The following is a 19,263-nucleotide window of genomic DNA, read 5'->3' as shown; positions in this document are numbered from 1 at the left end:
AATTAAATTTAAAAGGATGAACCGTTTTGGCTGGAAGTAGCTTACTGACTTTAATCGATGATATTGCCTCACTGCTGGATGATGTCTCGCTAATGACCAAAATGGCGGCGAAAAAAACCGCCGGGGTATTGGGGGATGATCTGGCATTGAATGCGCAACAGGTTTCCGGAGTAAAGGCCGATCGCGAGCTGCCGGTGGTGTGGAGCGTGGCCAAAGGGTCGTTTATCAACAAGGCAATTCTGGTTCCGCTGGCATTGCTGATCAGTGCATTCGCCCCCTGGGCCATTACACCGTTGCTGATGGTGGGTGGCGCTTACCTGTGCTACGAGGGCTTTGAGAAGGTGTTCCACAGCCTGACCCACAGCAAGCAAACGGGTGATGAAGAGAAAAAAGAGGCGCTGGATGCCAATGAGGATGTGGCAGCCTACGAACAACGCAAGGTTAAAGGGGCAATACGAACCGACTTCGTGCTGTCCGCCGAGATTATCGCCATTACATTGGGTACCGTGGCGGGGGCGACCTTCAGCCAGCAGGTGATCGTGCTGTGTGGTATCGCGATTGTGATGACGGTGGGGGTTTACGGTATCGTGGCTGGTATCGTCAAACTCGACGATCTGGGGCTGTATCTGAGCCGCAAAAGCAGTGCGCTGGTGCGTTCTATTGGCAATGGCATTGTCAGTGCAGCTCCTTATCTGATGAGAACGCTGTCAATCGTCGGTACCATCGCCATGTTTATGGTCGGGGGTGGCATTCTGACCCACGGGCTGCCATCGGTGCACCATTTGTTTGAGGACTGGGCGTCGTACGCCACCGTGGTGCCGACCTTCGGCCAGATCCTGCAAGGCGTGATCCCTGCATTGCTCAACGTGGTGTTTGGCCTGATTGCCGGGGGCGTGGTGCTGCTGGTGGTTTCGGCTCTCGGTGCCATTCGTGGCCGTTTAAAAGCCTGATAATTTCACCGGGTGCATCTTCTGCACCCGGTTTATCCATTGTGCGGCAGCCCATCACTACCTTCGCCCAGGGTGCGTTGCATTATGTGGGTGTCGCGCCACTCGCCCAATTTAAAACCCACCGCCTTTAGCGTGCCCACGCTGCTAAACCCCAGTTTCTTATGCAGGGCCAACGAACCCTGATTGTGTTTGGCATTGCCGACGGTCGCTAACATTTGGCGCCAGGGCCCTGACTCGCAGCGGGCGATCAGTTCTGCCAATAAGGCTTTGCCGATACCCTGACCTTGCTGCCCGTCGGCGACATACACCGACTCCTCCACGGTAAACCGGTAAGCTGGACGCGGCCGATAAGGGGTGGCGTAACAGTATCCCACCACCCGATTATCGCGTTTGGCCACCAACCAGGGGAGCCCGGCTTCTTGCACCTTACTGAGCCGCTGTTGCATTTCTTCCAGCGTTGGTGGCTCTTCTTCAAACGATGCTGCACCGTACAACACATGATGGGTGTAAATTTGCTGTACGGTGACCATGTCGTCTGGCTTGGCATCGACAAGCATCAGCGGGGTGGTATGGGGCATAGTGTTCCTGTTTACCTTGAAAAATAAGAAGATAAGCGCATTATGCGCCGCCAACGTCGACAAGGTAAATTGGGCTTTCTTATGCTGAAGATAAGAGAAACCTATGGTTGCTCGCTAGCCGATCGTCGTTGTGTCAGGCGCATTAATACGCCGGAGGCTAACAGTACGCCGAGGATCACCCAGGCTGCGCCGGCCAGTTGCCAGATGTTGGGTGCAGTACCGGTGAGTGTCGCCACCAACATAGTGAAAACCGGCGCCAGATTAAAGAAAATCGCAGTGCGAACCGAGCCTATTTTTTCCAGTCCGTTGAACCACAACAGATAGGCCAACAGCGAACCGCATAGCGCCAGATAAACCACGGCCAGGTGTACGCTGAGGCTGGCGGTGGCCAGGCTTTGCAGCGGGTTTTCGAAGATAAACCCCAGCGGTAGCAGGGCCAGGGTACCGAACAGCATCGAGTAGCTGGTGGTTTCGATGGCGGTGGCGTTGTGCACCAGTCGGCGGGTGCCCACCATATTCAACGCCCAGGCCAGGCTGCCGAGTAAAATAATGCCGTCACCGGGGCTGACTTCCAGCCGTAAAAGCGTTTGGATCTGGCCTTTGGTAATCACCAATACCACGCCAATAAAACCGGCTAACAGACCGGCAATACGCGATCCGTTCAGTTTTTCATTCTCCCAGATCACGCCGAATACCAGCGTCCACAGCGGCGTAGTGGCCAGGATCAGTGCACCGTTGATCGGCGTGGTGGATTGCAGGCCGAAAAAAGTGCACAGATTGAATAGCGTAAAACCCAGTACACCCAGCCCCAGGTAAGCCGGCCAATTATTTTTCAACGTGCTGAGGCGTAGTTGCCCACGCAGGCCGAAGAACAGCAAGAGTGCCAGCGTCGCCAGGCTGAAACGCTCAATCGACGCGGTGATTGGCGGCTGGTGGGCGATGATATAGGCACCGGCGTTAAAGTTGGTGCCCCAGAAGAAGGTGGCGATAATCACGCCCAGATAGGCCAGCGGCAGCGAGTTTTTCATCATGATTTCCTGTGGTGGCGAAGTAAACAAAAAACAGTTTGCGCCTTAAATCTTTGCGGTAATATTCCCTATATGTTCACTATTGATGTGAGAAAACACCCATGTTTAATTGGGAAGATCTGCACTATTTCATGGTATTCGCCCGTGAAAAATCGCTGTCGGGTGCGGCCCGCAGCTTGAAGGTTGATCACGCCACCGTTGCCCGGCGAATCGCCAGTCTGGAGATGGCACTGGCATTAAAACTGGTTGATCGCCGTCCGCGTAGCTACTTGCTGACCGTCGATGGACAACGCATCGCGGCACAGGGGGACAGCATGACGCTTAACGCTTTTGCCATCAGCCGCAGCGCGCTTAATGGGCAACAGGGCGTCGCGGGCGAGGTGACGCTAAGTGTGCCGCCGGTGATGGGGCTCAAGCTGATCGCGCCGCGCATTGTCCAATTGCAGCGGCGTTATCCGGATTTACACCTCATCCTGCTGGCGGAGACGGCCAACGTTTCGTTGCTGCGTGGTGAGGCGGACATTGCCATTCGGCTTAGCCGCGTCAGCGAAAGCGACCTGGTCACGCGAAAAATTGGTACCGTCGAGTTTGGCCTGTATGCCAATGCGAACTATCTGCGGGTGACGCCGCAAGCAGAGCGGGGGTTTATCGGTTATCACGACGAGCGGGTGGCTTCTGTGCAGCAGAAGTGGCTGCAGGAGCAAGCCGGAGAGCGCCCGCTGGTCATGCGCAGTAACGATCTGATGATCCAGGCCGCGGCTGCGGCAGCCGGTGCAGGTATCGCGCTGTTGCCGCATTTTGTCGGGCAAGAAATGGGGCTTGAACCTCTGGCAACCGCGCAGTCGTTACAACGTGAAATCTGGCTAACGGTGCATGACGACATTCGCCATGCACCGGGTATCGCCGCGGTGACGGCGTTTTTGCTGGACTGCTACGCGGGTGTCGCGGGTATCACCCGGCTGGTGGATAACCTGAGCTGAGCGGGTTTAACCGCGCATTAACTGTGCCACCGCCTGCTGCAAATAACGCAGCAACGGCGGGGTCAGCCAGGTGCCCTCGGTGAGTGTTGGCTCCCGCTCCATAGCCTGGCGAATTTTCATTTGGGTGGCAGGATCGTTACCGGCATAGGACTGGAACAGCTCAAGCCATTGCGCCGCCAGTTGTCTTGCCTGTTCGGACTCTGCTGGCACACCCTCATTCAGTGCCTGATGGAATTGGGCGATTAACGCCGGCCATTCCTGCAGGCGGGTAAAGTAGTGTTGACGTACATAGGCATATTCTTCTGCCGACAGGTATTTCTGATAGATCGAAAGCTTGGTTTCGGCAAATGCCCGGGTCACATAGTCAGTTATCGCCGGGGTGATACCGGTTTGTTCGCGCATTGAGGGTTCATCGACATGCATGGCGTTAAGCCGGGTGAGGAACGCAGGGTTGCCCGCAGTATCGCGTTCCAGCATCAGCATCCAACGTCGGGCCAGAGCCTGGGCCTGCAGTGCTTGCGGTGCCACCCCGCTGTCGATCATCTGACGCATGCTAGCGACCAGTTCGTCCCATTCCTGATTGCGTAGCGGATCGGCCTGATAGAAGGGCAGTTGCGCCAGCTCGTCTGCGGTAAAATATTTATCGTACATGGTCATTAACTCCAACGTAGTCAGCCAGTCGTTCAGTTCCGGTTCATCCCCGGCGGTGAGCTGCGCATGCATATGCTGCAGACGATCGCGTAGCGCGGCGGTTTGCACCAGTTGCTGTTCCAACATGGTAATTTGCTGCTCAATCACCGTGGTCAGTGCGATGCCTGAACGAGCCAAAATTGCCCCGACTTCCGCCAGCGTAACGCCCATGCGGCGTAGCGCCTGAATATGGTGCAAGCGGGTGATGTCAGCCCGATTATATAAGCGATACCCGGCGTCGGAACGCGCAGAAGGAACCAGCAAACCAATGTTGTCGTAATAATGCAGCGTCCTGACAGTGATGCCGGAACGGCGGGCCAGTTCGCCAACTTTTAATAGCATGAGTGTGCTCCTCCCTTGTACGTGCAGGAATACTAAAGCCTGACGTGGCGTGAGGGTCAATAGGCGAGATGAGGATATTTTCGGGGGAAGTTACGGGCTCTATTAATAGAACCCGCAATTGAAATTAATGGGTTGATTACCAGCCTTTTACGGCACCGCCGTTAAAGATTTTCTCTGCGGCTTTGGCCACTTCATCTGACTCGTAGGCCTTGATGAAGTTTTGTACGTTCGGCGCATCCTTGTTGTCCTCACGCGTCACGATGATATTGGTGTACGGCGAGTTCTTGTCTTCGATAAAGATGCCGTCTTTGGTTGGCGTCAGGCCGGTCTGGTTGATGTAGGTAGTGCTGATGACGGCTACGGTGACTTTGGGATCGTCCAGCACCTGCGGCAACTGCGCTCCCTCCAGTTCCATAATCTTATAGTTATGCGGGTTGGCGCTAATATCCAGCGAAGTCGGCAGCAATCCTTTACCCGGCTTTAGCGTAATCAGACCGGTTTTTTCCAGCAGCAGCAGCGCACGGCCGAGGTTGGTGGGATCCAGCGGGATGGCAATCACCGCGCCGTCCTGCAGCTCTTTCAGCGATTTGATTTTTTTCGAATAGCCGGCCATCGGGAACACGAAGGTATTGCCTACCGCGACCAGCTTGTAGCCGTGATCTTTATTCTGCTGTTCGAGGAACGGCCGATGCTGGAAGACGTTGGCATCCAGCTCGCCTTTGTCGGTGGCGTCGTTGGGCAGCAGCGAACCACTGAAACCAACCAGTTCAACCTCCAGCCCGTACTTCTGTTTCGCTACCTGTTTGGCAACCTCTGCCACGTCCTGCTCTGCGCCGTTGATTACCCCGACCTTGATATGATTCTGATCGGTTTTTTGTTCACAGCCTTGCAGCGCCAGTACGGCGGCGAAAGCCGCCAGCAGAGGGGTGAAACGCCAGCTTTGAGTCATCGACTTCTCCCTGAAAAAAACAATTAAATCAGTTGGTTTTGTGCTGTTAGCTAAGCCTGAACCCGTGGGGAAGTCAAATGCTTGCTCAGCACAAAGGCTTCTAGCTAATAACAGGAAGTTTTATCGCGCACTTTTATTTTGCGCGCAGTACCACGATGCCCGGCGTGGCCAGCACGTAATCCATAAAGGGCGAGTCCACCACCTGCATATTTTCTTTGCGCGAAGAGGCGTTACGCAGCACCGGGCCGTTTTCGGTCATGATATAGATGCCGGTATGGGTGACGTCCAGCCCTGGCAGATGGGTGTAAATGCCGATGTAATCGCCGGTGTGCAACTGGGCCAGTACCTTGTCGTCGATAAAATCGCTGGGCAGATAGGTAATGCTGCGCTGAACGTTTTTCAGACCCGGCAGATAGCTGCTGCCATCCGCTTTTTGGTTCAGGTTTTTCACCAACGTTGCGGTGTGTGGGCTAAGCGTGGCGGTGATGTCCGTTGCGTTGGTTTTTGCCTGATGCGACCAATCGCTGAAGAAATGTTTGCGATGCTGGAAGTTGATATCGCCCTTGACGTAGCGGATGCTAATCAGCCGCTGGACAAAGTCTGTCTGGTTCTCTGCCTGACGCAGGGCATCAACATAATCAATATAGGTAAAACAGTCCAGGCCGCGGAAATCGATCACCAGTTTTTCCGGCGTATCTTGCGAGCCAACCAGCATATTGGCAACGTAGGGCGTACCGAGAAAGGGCCGGGACAGCAGATCGATCATGCGACCGCTATCCTGCTGCTGCTCTGTCGGCGCGGCGGCGCGCAGGGCGAGAAGCTGATTGAGTTTGTTTAACGTGCGGTTTTCCATGCTGGCCTTGAGATCTGCTGGTGGGGTAGTGATGGGTTCAGGCGTTTGCCCAACCTGAATTTTATCGGTACAGCCGCTAAGCGCAATAGCCAATATCAATGAAACAACCTTGTACATTTTACCCTCCAATGGTTTCGGCACGTTATCATACAAATGATAACAGTTCTCACCATGGCCAGGGTGGTTAATAGTTAAACATAGCCTCAACGTTTGGCTAACGCTTAATAACCGATTTCACTGTTAAACGGCAGGTACCAGAACAGGGCGATCTCGTGATCGGCGATGTCCGGCTGGGCGCGATACAGCAGGTGGTCGATGCCGCCGAGGATAAACCCAAAGCTTTGGTAGCAGCGGCAGGCGGGCAGATTGGTATTCTGCGTTTCCAGCATCAACCCGGCGGTTTCCTGGCGTTGCGCCCATTGCCGCGCAGTTTCCAGCAGTGCGGTGGCGACACCCAAACGGCGTACGTGAGCGCTGACCACAATTTCCTCAATCAGCGCGTAACCGTTCCAGTTATTGCTCAGCGTGATGTGGCCAACCGGCTCGCCGCGATGGCGGGCCAGAAAGGTTTCGCTTTCGTCATTGACGAACGGGGCCAGCGGGTAGTTCTTGCGAAAAGGGGTGACCGGCAGCAGCGGCCAGTTGTCGATCGGCGCGTCGAACACCGGCTGGGCGTAGTGGGCAATATGAAAGCTAAAGTCACAGCCGGTCAGGTAGCCGTCGGGTAAACGGGTGACCGGGGCAATTTGGATCGCCTGGCTCATGGGGCAAGCTCCCTCAGCAAACGCGCCGGGTTCCCGGCATAGATCCCTTTACGGGTGATGTTTTTGGTGACCACCGCACCCGCACCGATCACCGCACCACTGCAGATCTCCACCGCCAGTACCCTGGCACCGGAGCCGATGGAAACGTGATCGCCAATCTGCGTACGACCCCAACTCGTTGAGTCGGCATTGGGGGTGCCATCTTTAAACAGATCGTTGGCGAAGGTGACGTTGTGGCCGATAAAGCAATCCGCGCCAATAGTGACATATTCACAGATGAAACTGTGCGACTGGATTTTACTGCGGGCGCCAATGCTGACGTTTTTCTGGATCTCGACAAAGGGGCCGACAAATACCCCATCGCCAAGTCTACAGCCATACAGATTACAGGGCTGAACGACGGTGACGTTTTGACCGGCGTCGACATCGACAATACCGGCCTGAAGAACACGAATGGCGGATGACATGACATTCCTCACGGCAATGACGAAGGGGGGAATTATAAAACAAACTGTCGCCACGTCTGTGCTTTCCGAACGCTTTTTCAGCGAAAGACTATAATTAGTACAGGGGAGAGAGCCCCGTGGCCGCAATCCTCGTACGGTTAGCAATCCGTCAGAGGGGTAAATTCGTTCGCCGATCGCGACCTACGGCGATGAAGGAGGTGTCTCATGGTTAGTCATGTTTGGGGACTTCTGGCGCATCCAAGCACCGAGTTCGAACACATTAAAAGCGAGAACGAAAGCGTCTCGCACCTTTACACCCACCATGTGCTGTTGCTGGCGTTGATCCCGGTAGTCTGTGCCTTTATCGGCACCACCCAACTGGGCTGGCTCTCCGGCGAAGGACAGGCTATCCGGCTCGATATGTTCACCGCATCCTATACCGCGGTCGCTTTTTACCTGTTGATGCTGGCGGGAGTAGCCATTATGGGGAAAGTGATCCACTGGATGGCACGGCGTTATGAAGTGCGCCCTAGCCTGCATCGCTGCATGGTGTTTGCCGGTTATATCGCAACCCCGATGTTCCTCAGCGGTATCGTGGCGCTTTATCCCGTCGTGTGGCTGTGTCTGTTTGTTGGCGTGATTGGCCTGTGCTATTCGGGCTATCTGCTGAATCTGGGCATCCCGCACTTCCTGAATATCGACAGTAAGGAAGGGTTTATCTTCTCCAGCTCCACCTTTGCCATCGGTATCCTGTTGCTTGAGCTGCTGCTTGGGGTCACGGTACTGCTGTGGGGGTATGGTTCCTGGTTGTTCTGAAATCTGTTTTGATTTAGCCCCTCACGCCGGTCTGGCGTGAGGGGCTTTTGCTATTCAGGATTGGCGAAATACCAGCATCACGCCAAGCAGAATCGCCGCCATTCCCAGTATGCTAACGACAGCCAGCGCGTGGCCGAGCAGCAGGTAATCGAGCAGGGCGGTTACCGCCGGGATCAGGTAAAACAGGCTGGTGACCTGCACCAGATTGCCGCGTTGGATCAATCGGTACAGCAAAAAGGTCGCCAACACCGAGATCACCACCGCCATCCACAGCAGCGGTACGATAAATGCCACACTCCAATCGACCCGCAGCGGTTCAAAGGGTAACACCAGCGTACACATCAGCAACCCGACGGCGTACTGCAACGGCAACACGGCCAGCGGTGCTTGGGCCAGGCCTTTTTGCAGCAGCGTACCGGCGGTCATGCAGCCTAGCGCGACAAAGGCACACAGCATGCCGAGCAGCGAAAAGTGCGCAACCATCAGGCTTTGATACACCACCAGCGTTAACCCGGCCATCGCCAGCAGCAGCCCAAGGCCGCGCAGCCCGGAACAGCGGCGTTCGGTAATGAACTGAGTGAGGATCGGCTGAACGCCAAGCAGCGTCGCCAATACGCCGGGAGTAATGCCTTGTTCCAGCGCCAACAGATAACATATCTGGTAACTGCCGATCATCAGCAACCCGATCAGCGCCACGCGGCGTCGGGTGCCGGGCACGGGCAGGCATTGCCGTTGCCACAGGCCGATCGCCAATAGCAGTGCCAGCGCGATAGCGCAACGGAAGAACAAAAAGGCAAAGGCGGAGGCATGCTCCAGTCCCCAGCGAGAGAAAATAGCGCCGCTGCTCCAGAGCAGGACGAATAGCGTTGCCAGGCCGGCGTTGGCCCATTGGGAAATAAATCGCATTTGGTTTTCACCTGTCGTGAAATTAACAAACTCCAGTACGCACGGCGGTCTTCGCCTGAACGTAAATCAATTAAAGCTGGAGGTGAGAATTCGGTTTGGCTTAGCGCACAACCACAGAGCGTGGTGGGTAAGCAGCAACCGCAGAGACGACAGAGAAAACGGCAGGTGGGGCAGAGGATGCGCACAGCAGAACGACGGCCGGAAGGCGCGTGTTCGCAGGATCTTTCATGTGCGCAAACTGAGTCATTGATATTCCTGAACGCAGGGAGTGATTAACTCTCTCAAGATAGTGAAGTCTGGCGGACGGTGCAACATAAAACTAACAAAGTATCCGGCCAGTGGCCTGGCCCCGAGAGCCGGCACTGACCGGAAGACGTCAACTTATTGTTTTTTATCGGCCCAGTGTTTGCGTTTGCTGGTTTTGCCCAGGCCCGGGTTAAAGCTGTTGGTTGGGTCGGCAGAGCGGTAGAACGCCTGCAGATCGGGCTTGGCCGGGTACAGGTGGCCGACGTTATGTTCCGCCGGGTACTCCGCGCCGCGCTGGTCGAGGATCGCCAGCATTTTCTCTTTCAGCGCATGGCTGTCGACGCCTTTTTTCACCACATAATCCTGATGGAACACATGGCACATAAAGTGGCCGTAATACAGCTTGTGCACCAGCTGGCTATCGATTTCCTGCGGCAGGGTTTCGAACCAGTCGGTGTCATTGCGGCGCAGCGCGATATCCAGCGCCAGAATATCTTCAACCTTGTCGGCGTGCACTGCATGGTAACGCACGGCAGCACCGGCGGCGGCAAAGCGGTGCAGGAAGGCTTTTTTGCCTTCGTCCGGGGTGCAGGCGAAGAACTCGCCGTCGGCCTGGGCAAAGTACTGGTTCAGGTACTGCTGCGCTTCTTCAACGCCCGGACCGGCCATTTTCAGCAGCAGGTGATGTTCAAAGCGTTCGCGGTACTCTTTCATCCGTTTCGGCAGGTGGCTGGGGGCCAGATGGCTAAGCCCCTGCATCAGCCGATCGGTCAGGTTGTGCGGCAGCAGCGGCAGCTTGTTGAGGCTGGCGTCCATGCGGCCTTTCAGGGTGAAGAAACTGGGCATTTGATCGGTGCCCAGTTTGTCGATCATCATAAAGGTGTCTTTGCCGTACACTTCAGCGATATCAAAAATATCCCGGTGCATGTACTCGCCGGCCACCGGCAGGTTGTCGAATTGGCTAAGCATATGGCGACGCAGTTCGGTTAAGACAGCGGTGTTGTTGGTGCCGATATAAAACACCTGCTCTTTACCTTCTTTCTCGAAGGTGTCCAGCCGCACGGCAAATACCGCCAGCTTGCCGGCGCAGCCGGAAGCCTCAAACAGACGACGCTTGTCGGCATTGAATCGGGATGGAGTATCAGCATCGACGTCGCGCACCCGGCTGGCGTATTCGTTGTCGGAAGCGCGCAGCTCGCCGTGCTCGACATCTTCCGGACGGTAGTCACCTTTTTCCAGTCGGGTGAGGATCTCCTCCGGCGTATCGCCAAGTTTAATCCCCAAATGGTTCACCAGCCGCAGTTGGCCGTCTTCACCCAATTGGGCGTACAGCGCCATTTCGGTATAGGCTGGCCCGCGTTTGACCAGCGAGCCGCCGGAGTTGTTGCATACGCCACCGATCACCGAAGCGCCGATGCAGGAGGAACCAATTACAGAGTGTGGCTCGCGCCCATAGGGCTTCAGGAGTTTTTCCAACTGATTGAGGGTACTGCCTGGGAAACCGACCACCTGTTTGCCGTTGTCCAGCACCTGCACGTGATCGAGCCGCAGGGTGCTGATAATGACGACATCACGGTCGTAGTCATTGCCGCTGGGCGTTGAACCCTCGGTCAGACCGGTGTTCGCCGCCTGCATGATGACAATTTTGTCGGCAGCGACGCAGGCCTCCAGCAGTTGCCACAGTTGCAACAGGCGCGTCGGGAACACCACTGCCAGCGCCTGACCAACCCCAGAGCGGAAGCCTTTGCGATAACGTTCGGTGCTACGCTCGCCGGTCAGCAACTGCGGGCTGCCGACGATACTTTTGAGCTGATTGAGAAACGCCTGGTGGGTCGCGCTGGTGGACTGCGTCATGCCGATCTCCCTGTGGTACCCGTCGTCTTTCAAGCCGCGCGTTGTTGGCGGCAACCTGAAATTGGTAGGGTAATCATTTAATGGTTTATTAACTTGCCAGCCTAATAGCTTGTTAACTTAGTAATGATCTGCGTAACCGGCCTGGCGCTCTTCTTCACGCAGCGTCAGGATTTCCACGCCGTCGGCGGTGACTGCCACGGTGTGCTCCCATTGTGCCGACAGCTTTTTGTCGCGAGTCACCACCGTCCAGCCGTCTTTCTTCTGCTTAATCCGGTGGTCACCCTGGTTAATCATGGGTTCGATGGTAAACACCATACCTTCCTGCAGCACCATGCCGGTACCCGGCTGGCCAAAGTGCAGTACCGCCGGTTCTTCGTGCATGTCCCGACCGATACCGTGGCCGCAGTATTCACGCACGATGCTGTAGCCGGCCTGTTCGGCGTGCTGCTGAATCGCATGGCCGATGTCGCCCAGCGTCGCCCCTGGCTTAACCACCCGGATGCCTTGCCACAGCGATTCATACACGTTATTCACTAACCGCTTGGCCAGCGGTGTGGTCTGGCCTATGCAGTACATCTTGCTGGAGTCGGCGATGTAGCCGTCGTTTTCCAGCGTGATGTCGACGTTAACGATCATGCCGGAACGCAGAATTTTGCTGACCGACGGAATGCCGTGGCAGATTACGTCGTCAATCGACGTATTGAGCACATAAGGAAAATCGTACTGCCCTTTGCTGGCCGGGCGCGATTTTAACTCATTGACGATAAAGGCCTCGGTACGGTCGTTGATCTCCATGGTGGAGATGCCCTCGACAATCACCTTATCGAGCATAGCAAATACCTGCGCCAGCAGGGCGCCAGAGTGACGCATTTTGGCAATCTCTTCCGACGTTTTGATCACAATCTCTTTCACCCGATAATCTCCTTCAAGGTCAATGCGTTATCTTTCATCATTTTTTTTACCAGTTGCGGGTAGGTCAGTTCCGGATGGAACTCCGCCAACATGCCGATTTTGATCCAGTATTCCGCCTGCGCGTTGATCGAGCGCGTCATCGTCAAACTGGCGAGGCGCAGATCGTCATGCAGTGCGTCTGAAATTTTTACTATGCCCATAGGCTGCTCCATAAGCGATTTATATACGAATTGTATATGGTTTGGATGGTGCGAATTTTGCTTTCTGTGGCATAGGAAGATTCCGGGTCACAATGATTGCCGCCGTCGGGCAATGCGTTTATTGTGATAAACGACTTTTTTGCACTGATTTTTCAGAAGGATTTAGGGCGTGAGCAAATTACGTGTTGGGGTGATCTTTGGCGGTAAATCGGCGGAGCATGAGGTTTCGCTGCAGTCGGCAAAAAACATTGTGGATGCAATCGACAAAGACAAGTTTGACGTCACGCTGCTGGGGATCGACAAGCAGGGGCAATGGCACATTAACGATGCGTCCAATTACCTGCTGAATGCGGAAAACCCGGCGCTGATTGCCTTGAACCGCTCAAATAAAAATGTGGCGCTGATCCCCGGCCAGGAAAAGCAGCAGCTGATCGAGTCAGGCAACGCCGGTGCGCTGAGCCAGGTCGATGTGGTGTTCCCCATTGTGCACGGCACGCTGGGGGAAGACGGTTCGTTGCAGGGACTGTTGCGGATGGCCAACCTGCCGTTTGTCGGTGCCGGTGTGCTGGGTTCAGCGGTTAGCATGGACAAAGACGTCACCAAACGTCTGTTGCGTGATGCCGGGTTGGCGGTGGCGCCTTTTGTGACGCTGACGCGCAACAACCGCGCTAAATACAGTTTTGAACAACTCAGTGAACGCCTGGGTCTGCCGCTGTTTGTGAAACCGGCTAACCAGGGCTCTTCGGTGGGGGTCAGCAAGGTGCAGGATCGCGCCGGCTATGAGGCTGCGGTGGCGCTGGCGTTCAGCTTCGATCATAAAGTGCTGGTGGAATCGGCGATTGTCGGCCGTGAAATCGAGTGCGCGGTATTGGGTAACGATGAACCTCAGGCCAGCCTGTGTGGCGAAATCGTACTGAGCGACGCCTTCTATTCCTACGACACCAAATACATCAATGAGCAGGGCGCTCAGGTGATAGTGCCGGCGGCGATTGCGCCGGAAGTGAGTGATAAAATCCGCGATGTAGCGCTGAAAGCATTCCGGGCGCTCGAGTGTTTCGGTCTGGCGCGTGTCGACGTGTTCCTGACGCCAGACAACAACGTGGTAATCAACGAAATCAACACGCTGCCGGGCTTCACCAATATCAGCATGTATCCCAAACTGTGGGCCGCCAGCGGCGTCAGCTACAGCCAACTGATCACCTGCCTGATTGAACTGGCGCTGGAGCGTCATCAGCAGGACTGTGCACTGAACAGCTCGGTGTTTGATCGGTAAAACAATCAGGGGCGAATAGATTTTCGCCCCTGATTTCTTACTTCACTGTCACATCAATATCGCCAAAATATTTCTTCGCCAGCTCACTCACGGTACCTTGCTGCTTCACTTTGACGATCGCCTCATTCAGCTTTTTCTTCAGTGCGTCATCACCCTTACGCAGGCCGAAGGCAATGCCCTCACCGAGGATCTTGTCATCGCTGACCGCATCGCCGACAAAGGCGAAGCCCTTACCGTCCGGATGTGCCAGGAAACCGCTTTGCCCTGACGGTGCCATTACCAGCGTCGCGTCGAGACGCCCGGCGGTCAGGTCGAGATAAGCCTGGTTCTGATCCTGATAGGACACCACGTCTACACCCTGCGGCGCCCAGTGGGCCTTGGCGTAAGTTTCCTGAATCGAGCCTTGCAACACGCCAACGTGTTTGCCCGCCAGCGAGGTGGCGTTTGGCAGCAGACCGCTGTCAGCCTTGGCGATCAGGCGGTTCGGCACCTGATAGATTGAATCGGTAAAGTCTATCGCCTGACGACGCTGGTCGGTGACGTTCATCGCCGAGTTGATGGCGTCGAACTTGCGTGCCTTCAGCGCCGGGATCAGGCTGTCGAACGAGGTTTCGACCCAACTGCATTTTAACTGGGCAGCGGCACACACCGCGTTGCCCAGATCGATATCAAAGCCTTCCAGCTTACCGCTGGCGGATTTGGATTCGAACGGGGGATACAGCGCTTCCAGGCCGAAGCGCAGGGTATTTTCCGCCGCCAGCGTGGAACCGGCGGCCAGCAGGCAGCCTGCGGCGATCAACGTTTTCAGTGATTTCATAGTAGAGCCCTTTTCCCATGGTCAAAGCAAAAATAACTGCGTTATACCTGACACAGACGGCGTGCGCCCTCCAGCAGGGTCTCATTATCTTTTGAAAAACTCAGTCGGATGATGCCGGTATCAGTGCCGTCGCTGTAAAACGCCGACAGCGGGATAGTCGCGACCTTGGCCTCACGGATCAGACGCACCGCAAAGTCATTGTCACTTTCGCTGCTGAAACCGCTAAAGCGGGCCAGCATAAAGAAACTGCCACGGCTGGGCAGTAATTCAAAGCGTGAATCCTGCAGTGCGTTCGCCAGTAAATCACGTTTCTGCTGATAGAAGGCCGCCAGTCCCAGATAACTTTGCGGGTTGCCCAGCGCTTCGGCAAAGGCGTACTGCATCGGCGTATCGGCGGAAAACACCATAAACTGGTGCACCTTGCGGATCTCGTCCATCAGCGCCGCCGGCGCCATGCAGTAACCGACGCGCCAGCCGGTCACGTGGTAGGTTTTGCCAAACGACGAAACGATCACACTGCGTTCAGCCAACTGAGGGTGGCGTGCCATGCTGTGGTGAATATCATCGTCGAACACCACGTGTTCGTAGACCTCGTCGGACAGGATGACGATATCGGTATTGCGCGTCAGGGCGGTCAGGCGTTCAATATCATGTTCGCCGAATACGCTGCCTGTCGGGTTGTGCGGGCTATTAACAATGATCATTCGCGTTTTGCTGTTGATGGCGGCGGCGACTTCGTCCCAGTCAATATGCAGGTCCTGCAGCGACAGTTTGATCGCTACCGGTGTTGCGCCTTGCAAGCGTACGATCGGCGCATAGCTGTCGAACGCCGGTTCGAAATAAATCACCTCATCGCCCGGATGCACCAGCGCGCTGATGGCGGAATACAATCCTTCGCTGGCGCTGGCAATGACCGTGATTTCTTCGTCGGCGTCATAGCGTGCGCCATACAATCGTTCAACTTTGTCTGCCAGCGCGGTACGTAATGCCGCCACGCCGCTCATCGGTGCGTATTGGTTATGACCTGCGCGCATGGCTTGCGCCACCGCTTCAACCAATTGAGGTTCACAGGCGAAGTTCGGTGCCCCCTGCGACAGATTCAGGGCCTGGTGTTCGGCGCTGAGCTGGCCGATAACGGTGAAAATCGTAGTGCCGACGTCCGGCAACTTCGAGCGGTGTGAGCAGGCGCTCTGCATGAGTGGCTCCAGGGGAAACGAGGGAAGTATGGTTTGATTAAGCATCACTTAGGGTAGGCCAACAAGGGAAAGTTTGTCATACTCGCCATGAGTTAATCTCATGGCTTGAGAGGCTGTTATGTCAATGTCTTTACCTTCCCTCGACGTGTTGAAAACCTTTGTGGTGGTGGCGCAACGGCTTAATTTCACCCATGCCGCCCAGAGCCTGCACCTGACGCAGGGCGCGGTCAGCCGACAGATCCTCGGGCTGGAGCAGCATCTGGGATACCCTTTGTTTAGCCGCCGGGCGCGCGGCCTGACGCTGACTCCACAGGGCGTGATGCTGCTGGCACCGGTGCAGCAGGCGCTTGGGCAGTTGGATGAAGCATTGGCGCGAGTCGGGGCGCAGCCGGGTACCTTGCGCATCAAATGCCCGACCTGTGCCATGCGTTGGGTGCTGCCGCGTATTATCCGGCTGCAAAATGAACGGCCGGAAATGCATATTGAGCTAACCGCTTCGGTATCGCACGGGCTGGATTTTGGCGCAGAACATTTTGATGCCGCGGTGGTGTTCGGCCAGCCACAGGCCAAAAAATTGCGGGTTCATCATCTGTTCGATGAAATTCTGACGCCGGTCTGCACGCCATCTTATTTGCCCGATTTGTCACGCCCACCCACGCCAGCCGATCTGGCGGAGAAAACCCTGTTGCATCCCACGCGCGATCGCCGCGACTGGCTGTTGTGGCTGAAGGCGGCGGGGGTCGAGGCATTGCCATCCGGCAAGGCGCAGCATTTCGATACGCTCGATCTGGCGATGAGCGCTGCGCTGCAAGGCTTTGGTATTGCCATCGGCGATCTGTGCCTGCTGGAAGAAGATATTCAGGCGAGGCGTGTGGTCACGCCGTTCCCGCTCAGCGTGGTCAGCGGTGCGGCTTACTATTTGGTCTATCCTGAACGGGCGGTGGTGCCGCAGGCATTAACCGAACTGGTCAATTTCCTCAGTGATGAAGCGGAGCAAAGCCGCGCCAGGCTGCAAAACTATCGACCGGTCTTCGCTAACAGCTTGTAACTTTTAACATTACAAATTATTTCTGCGCTGAAAAGGAGTATGGCACACTGCCTTTTCACGTTGATAAATCATCTCCGTCGCCGCCTGCGGCGGGAACATGCCTGAGATCAAATAATATGAAATGGCTTTGTGTGGTGAGTATGTTGTCCGGTCTGGCCATCAGCCCGGTTTTTGCGCAGGAAAGCGCCGTGATCCAGGGCGTTAATGCCCAGCAGCGCGATGCCTTCGTAACCAACCTGATGAAACAGATGACGCTGGCCGAAAAAATTGGCCAGTTGCGCCTAATCAGCGTCGGGCCGGATAACCCGAAAGAGGCTATCCGCGACGGCATCAGCAAAGGGCAGATTGGCGCCATCTTCAATACCGTTACCCGGCCGGATATCCGTGCCATGCAGGATCAGGCCATGCAGCTCAGCCGCCTGAAAATCCCGTTATTCTTCGCCTACGACGTGGTGCATGGTCAACGCACCGTGTTCCCAATCAGCCTGGGGCTGGCGGCCAGTTTTGACCTCGAAGCCATCGCGCTCAGCGGCCGTGTATCGGCGCAGGAAGCCAGTGACGACGGTCTGAACATGACGTTCTCGCCGATGGTCGATATCACCCGCGATCCGCGCTGGGGCCGGGTCTCGGAAGGTTTCGGGGAAGATACCTGGCTGGTGTCCAAAATTGCCAAAGTGATGGTGGATGCCTATCAAAACGGTGACCCGTCCAAACCCGGTTCCATCATGGCCAGCGTGAAACACTTCGCACTGTACGGTGCCACCGAAGGCGGTCGCGATTACAACACCGTCGATATGAGCCCGCTGAGAATGTATCAGGACTACCTGCCGCCGTATAAGGCGGCAGTGGACGCCGGCAGCGGCGGAGTTATGGTGTCGCTCAACTCGATAAACGGCATTCCGGCTACCGCCAACCCGTGGCTGTTGAAAGACCTGCTGCGCGATCAGTGGGGCTTCAAGGGCATCACCATCAGTGACCACGGCGCGATTAAAGAGCTGATCAAACACGGCGTGGCTGAAGACGCACGTGATGCGGTGCGGCTGGCAATCACTTCCGGCGTCGACATGAGCATGAGCGACGAATATTACGACCAATACCTGCCGGGGTTGGTCAAAGACGGGCTGGTATCGGAAAGCGACATCGATCGCGCCTGCCGCGACGTACTGAACACCAAATATGATATGGGCCTGTTTAAAGACCCTTATACCCACCTTGGCCCGGTCGGCTCCGATCCGCAGGACACCAATGCCGAAAGCCGTTTGCACCGTGCCGAAGCGCGCGTGATTGCGCGTAAAACCATGGTGTTGCTGAAAAATGACAAGCAGACGCTGCCGTTGAGCAAGCAGAGCACCATAGCGCTGGTCGGGCCGATGGCCGACAGTCAGCGTGACGTGATGGGCAGTTGGTCGGCGGCTGGGGTGATCAAACAGTCAGTGACTCTCCGCCAGGGGCTGGAGCAGGCGGTGGGCGACAAGGCGAAAATCCTCTACGCCAAGGGGGCCAACGTCACTCAGGACAAGAGTATTATCGACTATCTGAACGAGTATGAGCCGGCGGTGGTGTTTGATACCCGCCCGCCACAGCAGATGATTGATGAAGCGGTGCAGGCGGCGAAGAAAGCCGATGTGGTGGTGGCGGTCGTGGGTGAATCACAGGGGATGGCGCACGAAGCTTCCAGCCGTGCCGATATTACCATTCCGCAAAGCCAGCGTGATCTGATCGCGGCGTTGAAGGCCACCGGTAAACCGCTGGTGCTGGTGCTGATGAACGGCCGACCGCTGGCGCTGAGCTGGGAAAGTCAGCAGGCGGATGCGATGCTGGAAACCTGGTACAGTGGCACCGAGGGCGGCCATGCGGTGGCCGATGTGTTATTCGGTGACTACAACCCGTCGGGCAAATTGCCTATGACCTTCCCACGCTCGGTCGGGCAGATCCCGATGTACTACAACCATCTGAATACCGGCCGTCCGTTCGGCAAGGAAAACCCGGGCAAGTACACCTCCCGCTACTTTGACTCACCGAACGGCCCACTGTATCCCTTTGGCTACGGTCTGAGCTATACCAGCTTTAGCCTGTCGGATCTGAAACTCTCCAGCCCGACGATGGCGCGTAACGGCAAAATCACCGCCAGCGTCACGCTGAAAAACACCGGTAAATATGATGGTGCCACCGTGGTGCAGTTATATCTGCAGGACGTGACGGCTTCGGTCAGCCGCCCGGTGAAAGAGCTGCGTAACTTTAAAAAGGTGATGCTGAAAGCCGGTCAAGCGCAGAAGGTGGAGTTGCCGATCACCGAAGAGGATCTCAAGTTCTATAACGCCAGCCTGAAATGGGGCGCGGAATCGGGCAAGTTTAATGTATTTGTCGGCCTGGATTCCGACGAGGTACAGTCGCAGAGCTTTACGCTGAAGTAAT

At 56.0% G+C, this 19,263-nt stretch carries 19 protein-coding genes; 6 read left to right on the top strand and 13 right to left on the bottom strand.

Features of this window, described 5'->3' with window-relative positions:
- The first annotated feature begins 26 nt into the window (after nt 1–26).
- A complete protein-coding gene (locus F8R23_RS10870) occupies nt 27–950 on the top strand; it encodes a DUF808 domain-containing protein (RefSeq protein WP_129938545.1) in 924 nt (307 codons plus the stop codon).
- Nucleotides 951–982: 32 nt separating this feature from the next.
- On the opposite strand, the gene F8R23_RS10865 is transcribed toward F8R23_RS10870, so the two are convergent.
- Together F8R23_RS10865 and F8R23_RS10860 are read right to left on the bottom strand one after the other, a co-directional pair.
- Nucleotides 983–1,528, bottom strand: coding sequence for a GNAT family N-acetyltransferase (locus F8R23_RS10865; protein ID WP_151415615.1), 546 nt, complete (start codon nt 1,526–1,528; stop codon nt 983–985).
- Nucleotides 1,529–1,629: 101 nt separating this feature from the next.
- Nucleotides 1,630–2,559, bottom strand: coding sequence for a DMT family transporter (locus F8R23_RS10860; RefSeq protein ID WP_244953387.1), 930 nt, complete (start codon nt 2,557–2,559; stop codon nt 1,630–1,632).
- 98 nt (nt 2,560–2,657) lie between these two features.
- Here F8R23_RS10860 and F8R23_RS10855 point away from each other — a divergent pair, with 98 nt between their 5' ends.
- Nucleotides 2,658–3,536, top strand: coding sequence for a LysR family transcriptional regulator (locus tag F8R23_RS10855; RefSeq protein ID WP_129935634.1), 879 nt, complete (start codon nt 2,658–2,660; stop codon nt 3,534–3,536).
- 6 nt (nt 3,537–3,542) lie between these two features.
- On the opposite strand, the gene F8R23_RS10850 is transcribed toward F8R23_RS10855, so the two are convergent.
- From F8R23_RS10850 to F8R23_RS10830, 5 genes are all read right to left on the bottom strand, one after another.
- The gene (locus tag F8R23_RS10850) at nt 3,543–4,568 is read right to left on the bottom strand and encodes a MerR family transcriptional regulator (RefSeq protein ID WP_151415614.1); all 1,026 of its coding nucleotides are present in this window, start codon (nt 4,566–4,568) and stop codon (nt 3,543–3,545) included.
- A gap of 136 nt (nt 4,569–4,704) precedes the next feature.
- On the bottom strand, nt 4,705–5,517 hold the full coding sequence (locus F8R23_RS10845) for a MetQ/NlpA family lipoprotein (RefSeq protein ID WP_129935631.1): 813 nt from the start codon (nt 5,515–5,517) through the stop codon (nt 4,705–4,707).
- 133 nt (nt 5,518–5,650) lie between these two features.
- Nucleotides 5,651–6,487: a DUF1460 domain-containing protein gene (locus tag F8R23_RS10840; RefSeq protein WP_151415613.1), complete on the bottom strand. Its 837-nt coding sequence runs from the start codon at nt 6,485–6,487 to the stop codon at nt 5,651–5,653.
- Nucleotides 6,488–6,591: 104 nt separating this feature from the next.
- Complete coding sequence (locus tag F8R23_RS10835; RefSeq protein WP_099065207.1) at nt 6,592–7,134, bottom strand: GNAT family N-acetyltransferase; 543 nt, start codon at nt 7,132–7,134, stop codon at nt 6,592–6,594.
- On the bottom strand, nt 7,131–7,601 hold the full coding sequence (locus F8R23_RS10830) for an acyltransferase (RefSeq protein WP_151415612.1): 471 nt from the start codon (nt 7,599–7,601) through the stop codon (nt 7,131–7,133). Before F8R23_RS10830 ends, F8R23_RS10835 begins: the two co-directional genes overlap by 4 nt.
- Before the next feature lie 204 nt (nt 7,602–7,805).
- Here F8R23_RS10830 and F8R23_RS10825 point away from each other — a divergent pair, with 204 nt between their 5' ends.
- Nucleotides 7,806–8,396 (top strand): Yip1 family protein, encoded by a 591-nt coding sequence (locus F8R23_RS10825; protein WP_099065209.1) that lies wholly within the window; start codon nt 7,806–7,808, stop codon nt 8,394–8,396.
- A 54-nt stretch (nt 8,397–8,450) separates the two neighbouring features.
- Here F8R23_RS10825 and F8R23_RS10820 read toward each other — a convergent pair whose 3' ends face one another.
- The 4 genes from F8R23_RS10820 to F8R23_RS10805 all read right to left on the bottom strand — a co-directional run bounded on the left by F8R23_RS10820 (nt 8,451) and on the right by F8R23_RS10805 (nt 12,514).
- Nucleotides 8,451–9,302: a DMT family transporter gene (locus F8R23_RS10820; protein ID WP_129935623.1), complete on the bottom strand. Its 852-nt coding sequence runs from the start codon at nt 9,300–9,302 to the stop codon at nt 8,451–8,453.
- Between the two features lie 381 nt (nt 9,303–9,683).
- Complete coding sequence (gene dld, locus F8R23_RS10815; protein ID WP_129938538.1) at nt 9,684–11,402, bottom strand: D-lactate dehydrogenase; 1,719 nt, start codon at nt 11,400–11,402, stop codon at nt 9,684–9,686.
- Nucleotides 11,403–11,519: 117 nt separating this feature from the next.
- Nucleotides 11,520–12,314: a type I methionyl aminopeptidase gene (gene map, locus F8R23_RS10810; RefSeq protein ID WP_112350153.1), complete on the bottom strand. Its 795-nt coding sequence runs from the start codon at nt 12,312–12,314 to the stop codon at nt 11,520–11,522.
- Nucleotides 12,311–12,514, bottom strand: coding sequence for a ParD-like family protein (locus F8R23_RS10805; protein ID WP_099065213.1), 204 nt, complete (start codon nt 12,512–12,514; stop codon nt 12,311–12,313). The genes map and F8R23_RS10805 overlap by 4 nt, the downstream gene beginning before the upstream one ends.
- A gap of 169 nt (nt 12,515–12,683) precedes the next feature.
- On the opposite strand from F8R23_RS10805, the gene ddlA reads away from it, so the two are divergent.
- Nucleotides 12,684–13,787 (top strand): D-alanine--D-alanine ligase, encoded by a 1,104-nt coding sequence (gene ddlA, locus F8R23_RS10800; protein ID WP_129938537.1) that lies wholly within the window; start codon nt 12,684–12,686, stop codon nt 13,785–13,787.
- A 37-nt stretch (nt 13,788–13,824) separates the two neighbouring features.
- On the opposite strand, the gene F8R23_RS10795 is transcribed toward ddlA, so the two are convergent.
- Nucleotides 13,825–14,604 carry an ABC transporter substrate-binding protein gene (locus F8R23_RS10795; RefSeq protein ID WP_012005802.1) on the bottom strand — a complete coding sequence of 260 codons (780 nt, stop codon included), beginning with the start codon at nt 14,602–14,604 and terminating at the stop codon, nt 13,825–13,827.
- Nucleotides 14,605–14,645: 41 nt separating this feature from the next.
- Nucleotides 14,646–15,800 (bottom strand): pyridoxal phosphate-dependent aminotransferase, encoded by a 1,155-nt coding sequence (locus tag F8R23_RS10790; RefSeq protein WP_129935617.1) that lies wholly within the window; start codon nt 15,798–15,800, stop codon nt 14,646–14,648.
- 118 nt (nt 15,801–15,918) lie between these two features.
- Between F8R23_RS10790 and F8R23_RS10785 the strand changes: the two genes are divergently transcribed.
- Both F8R23_RS10785 and bglX read left to right on the top strand, forming a co-directional pair.
- The gene (locus F8R23_RS10785) at nt 15,919–16,848 is read left to right on the top strand and encodes a LysR substrate-binding domain-containing protein (protein ID WP_129935615.1); all 930 of its coding nucleotides are present in this window, start codon (nt 15,919–15,921) and stop codon (nt 16,846–16,848) included.
- A 116-nt stretch (nt 16,849–16,964) separates the two neighbouring features.
- Nucleotides 16,965–19,262 carry a beta-glucosidase BglX gene (bglX, locus tag F8R23_RS10780; protein ID WP_151415611.1) on the top strand — a complete coding sequence of 766 codons (2,298 nt, stop codon included), beginning with the start codon at nt 16,965–16,967 and terminating at the stop codon, nt 19,260–19,262.
- The last annotated feature ends 1 nt before the right edge of the window (nt 19,263 follow it).

It is taken from the genome of Serratia proteamaculans (genome assembly GCF_008830365.1).
Lineage (GTDB): Bacteria > Pseudomonadota > Gammaproteobacteria > Enterobacterales > Enterobacteriaceae > Serratia > Serratia proteamaculans.
Note: the sequence above shows the minus strand (reverse complement) of the source record. Positions and strands in the feature narration are given on the sequence as shown.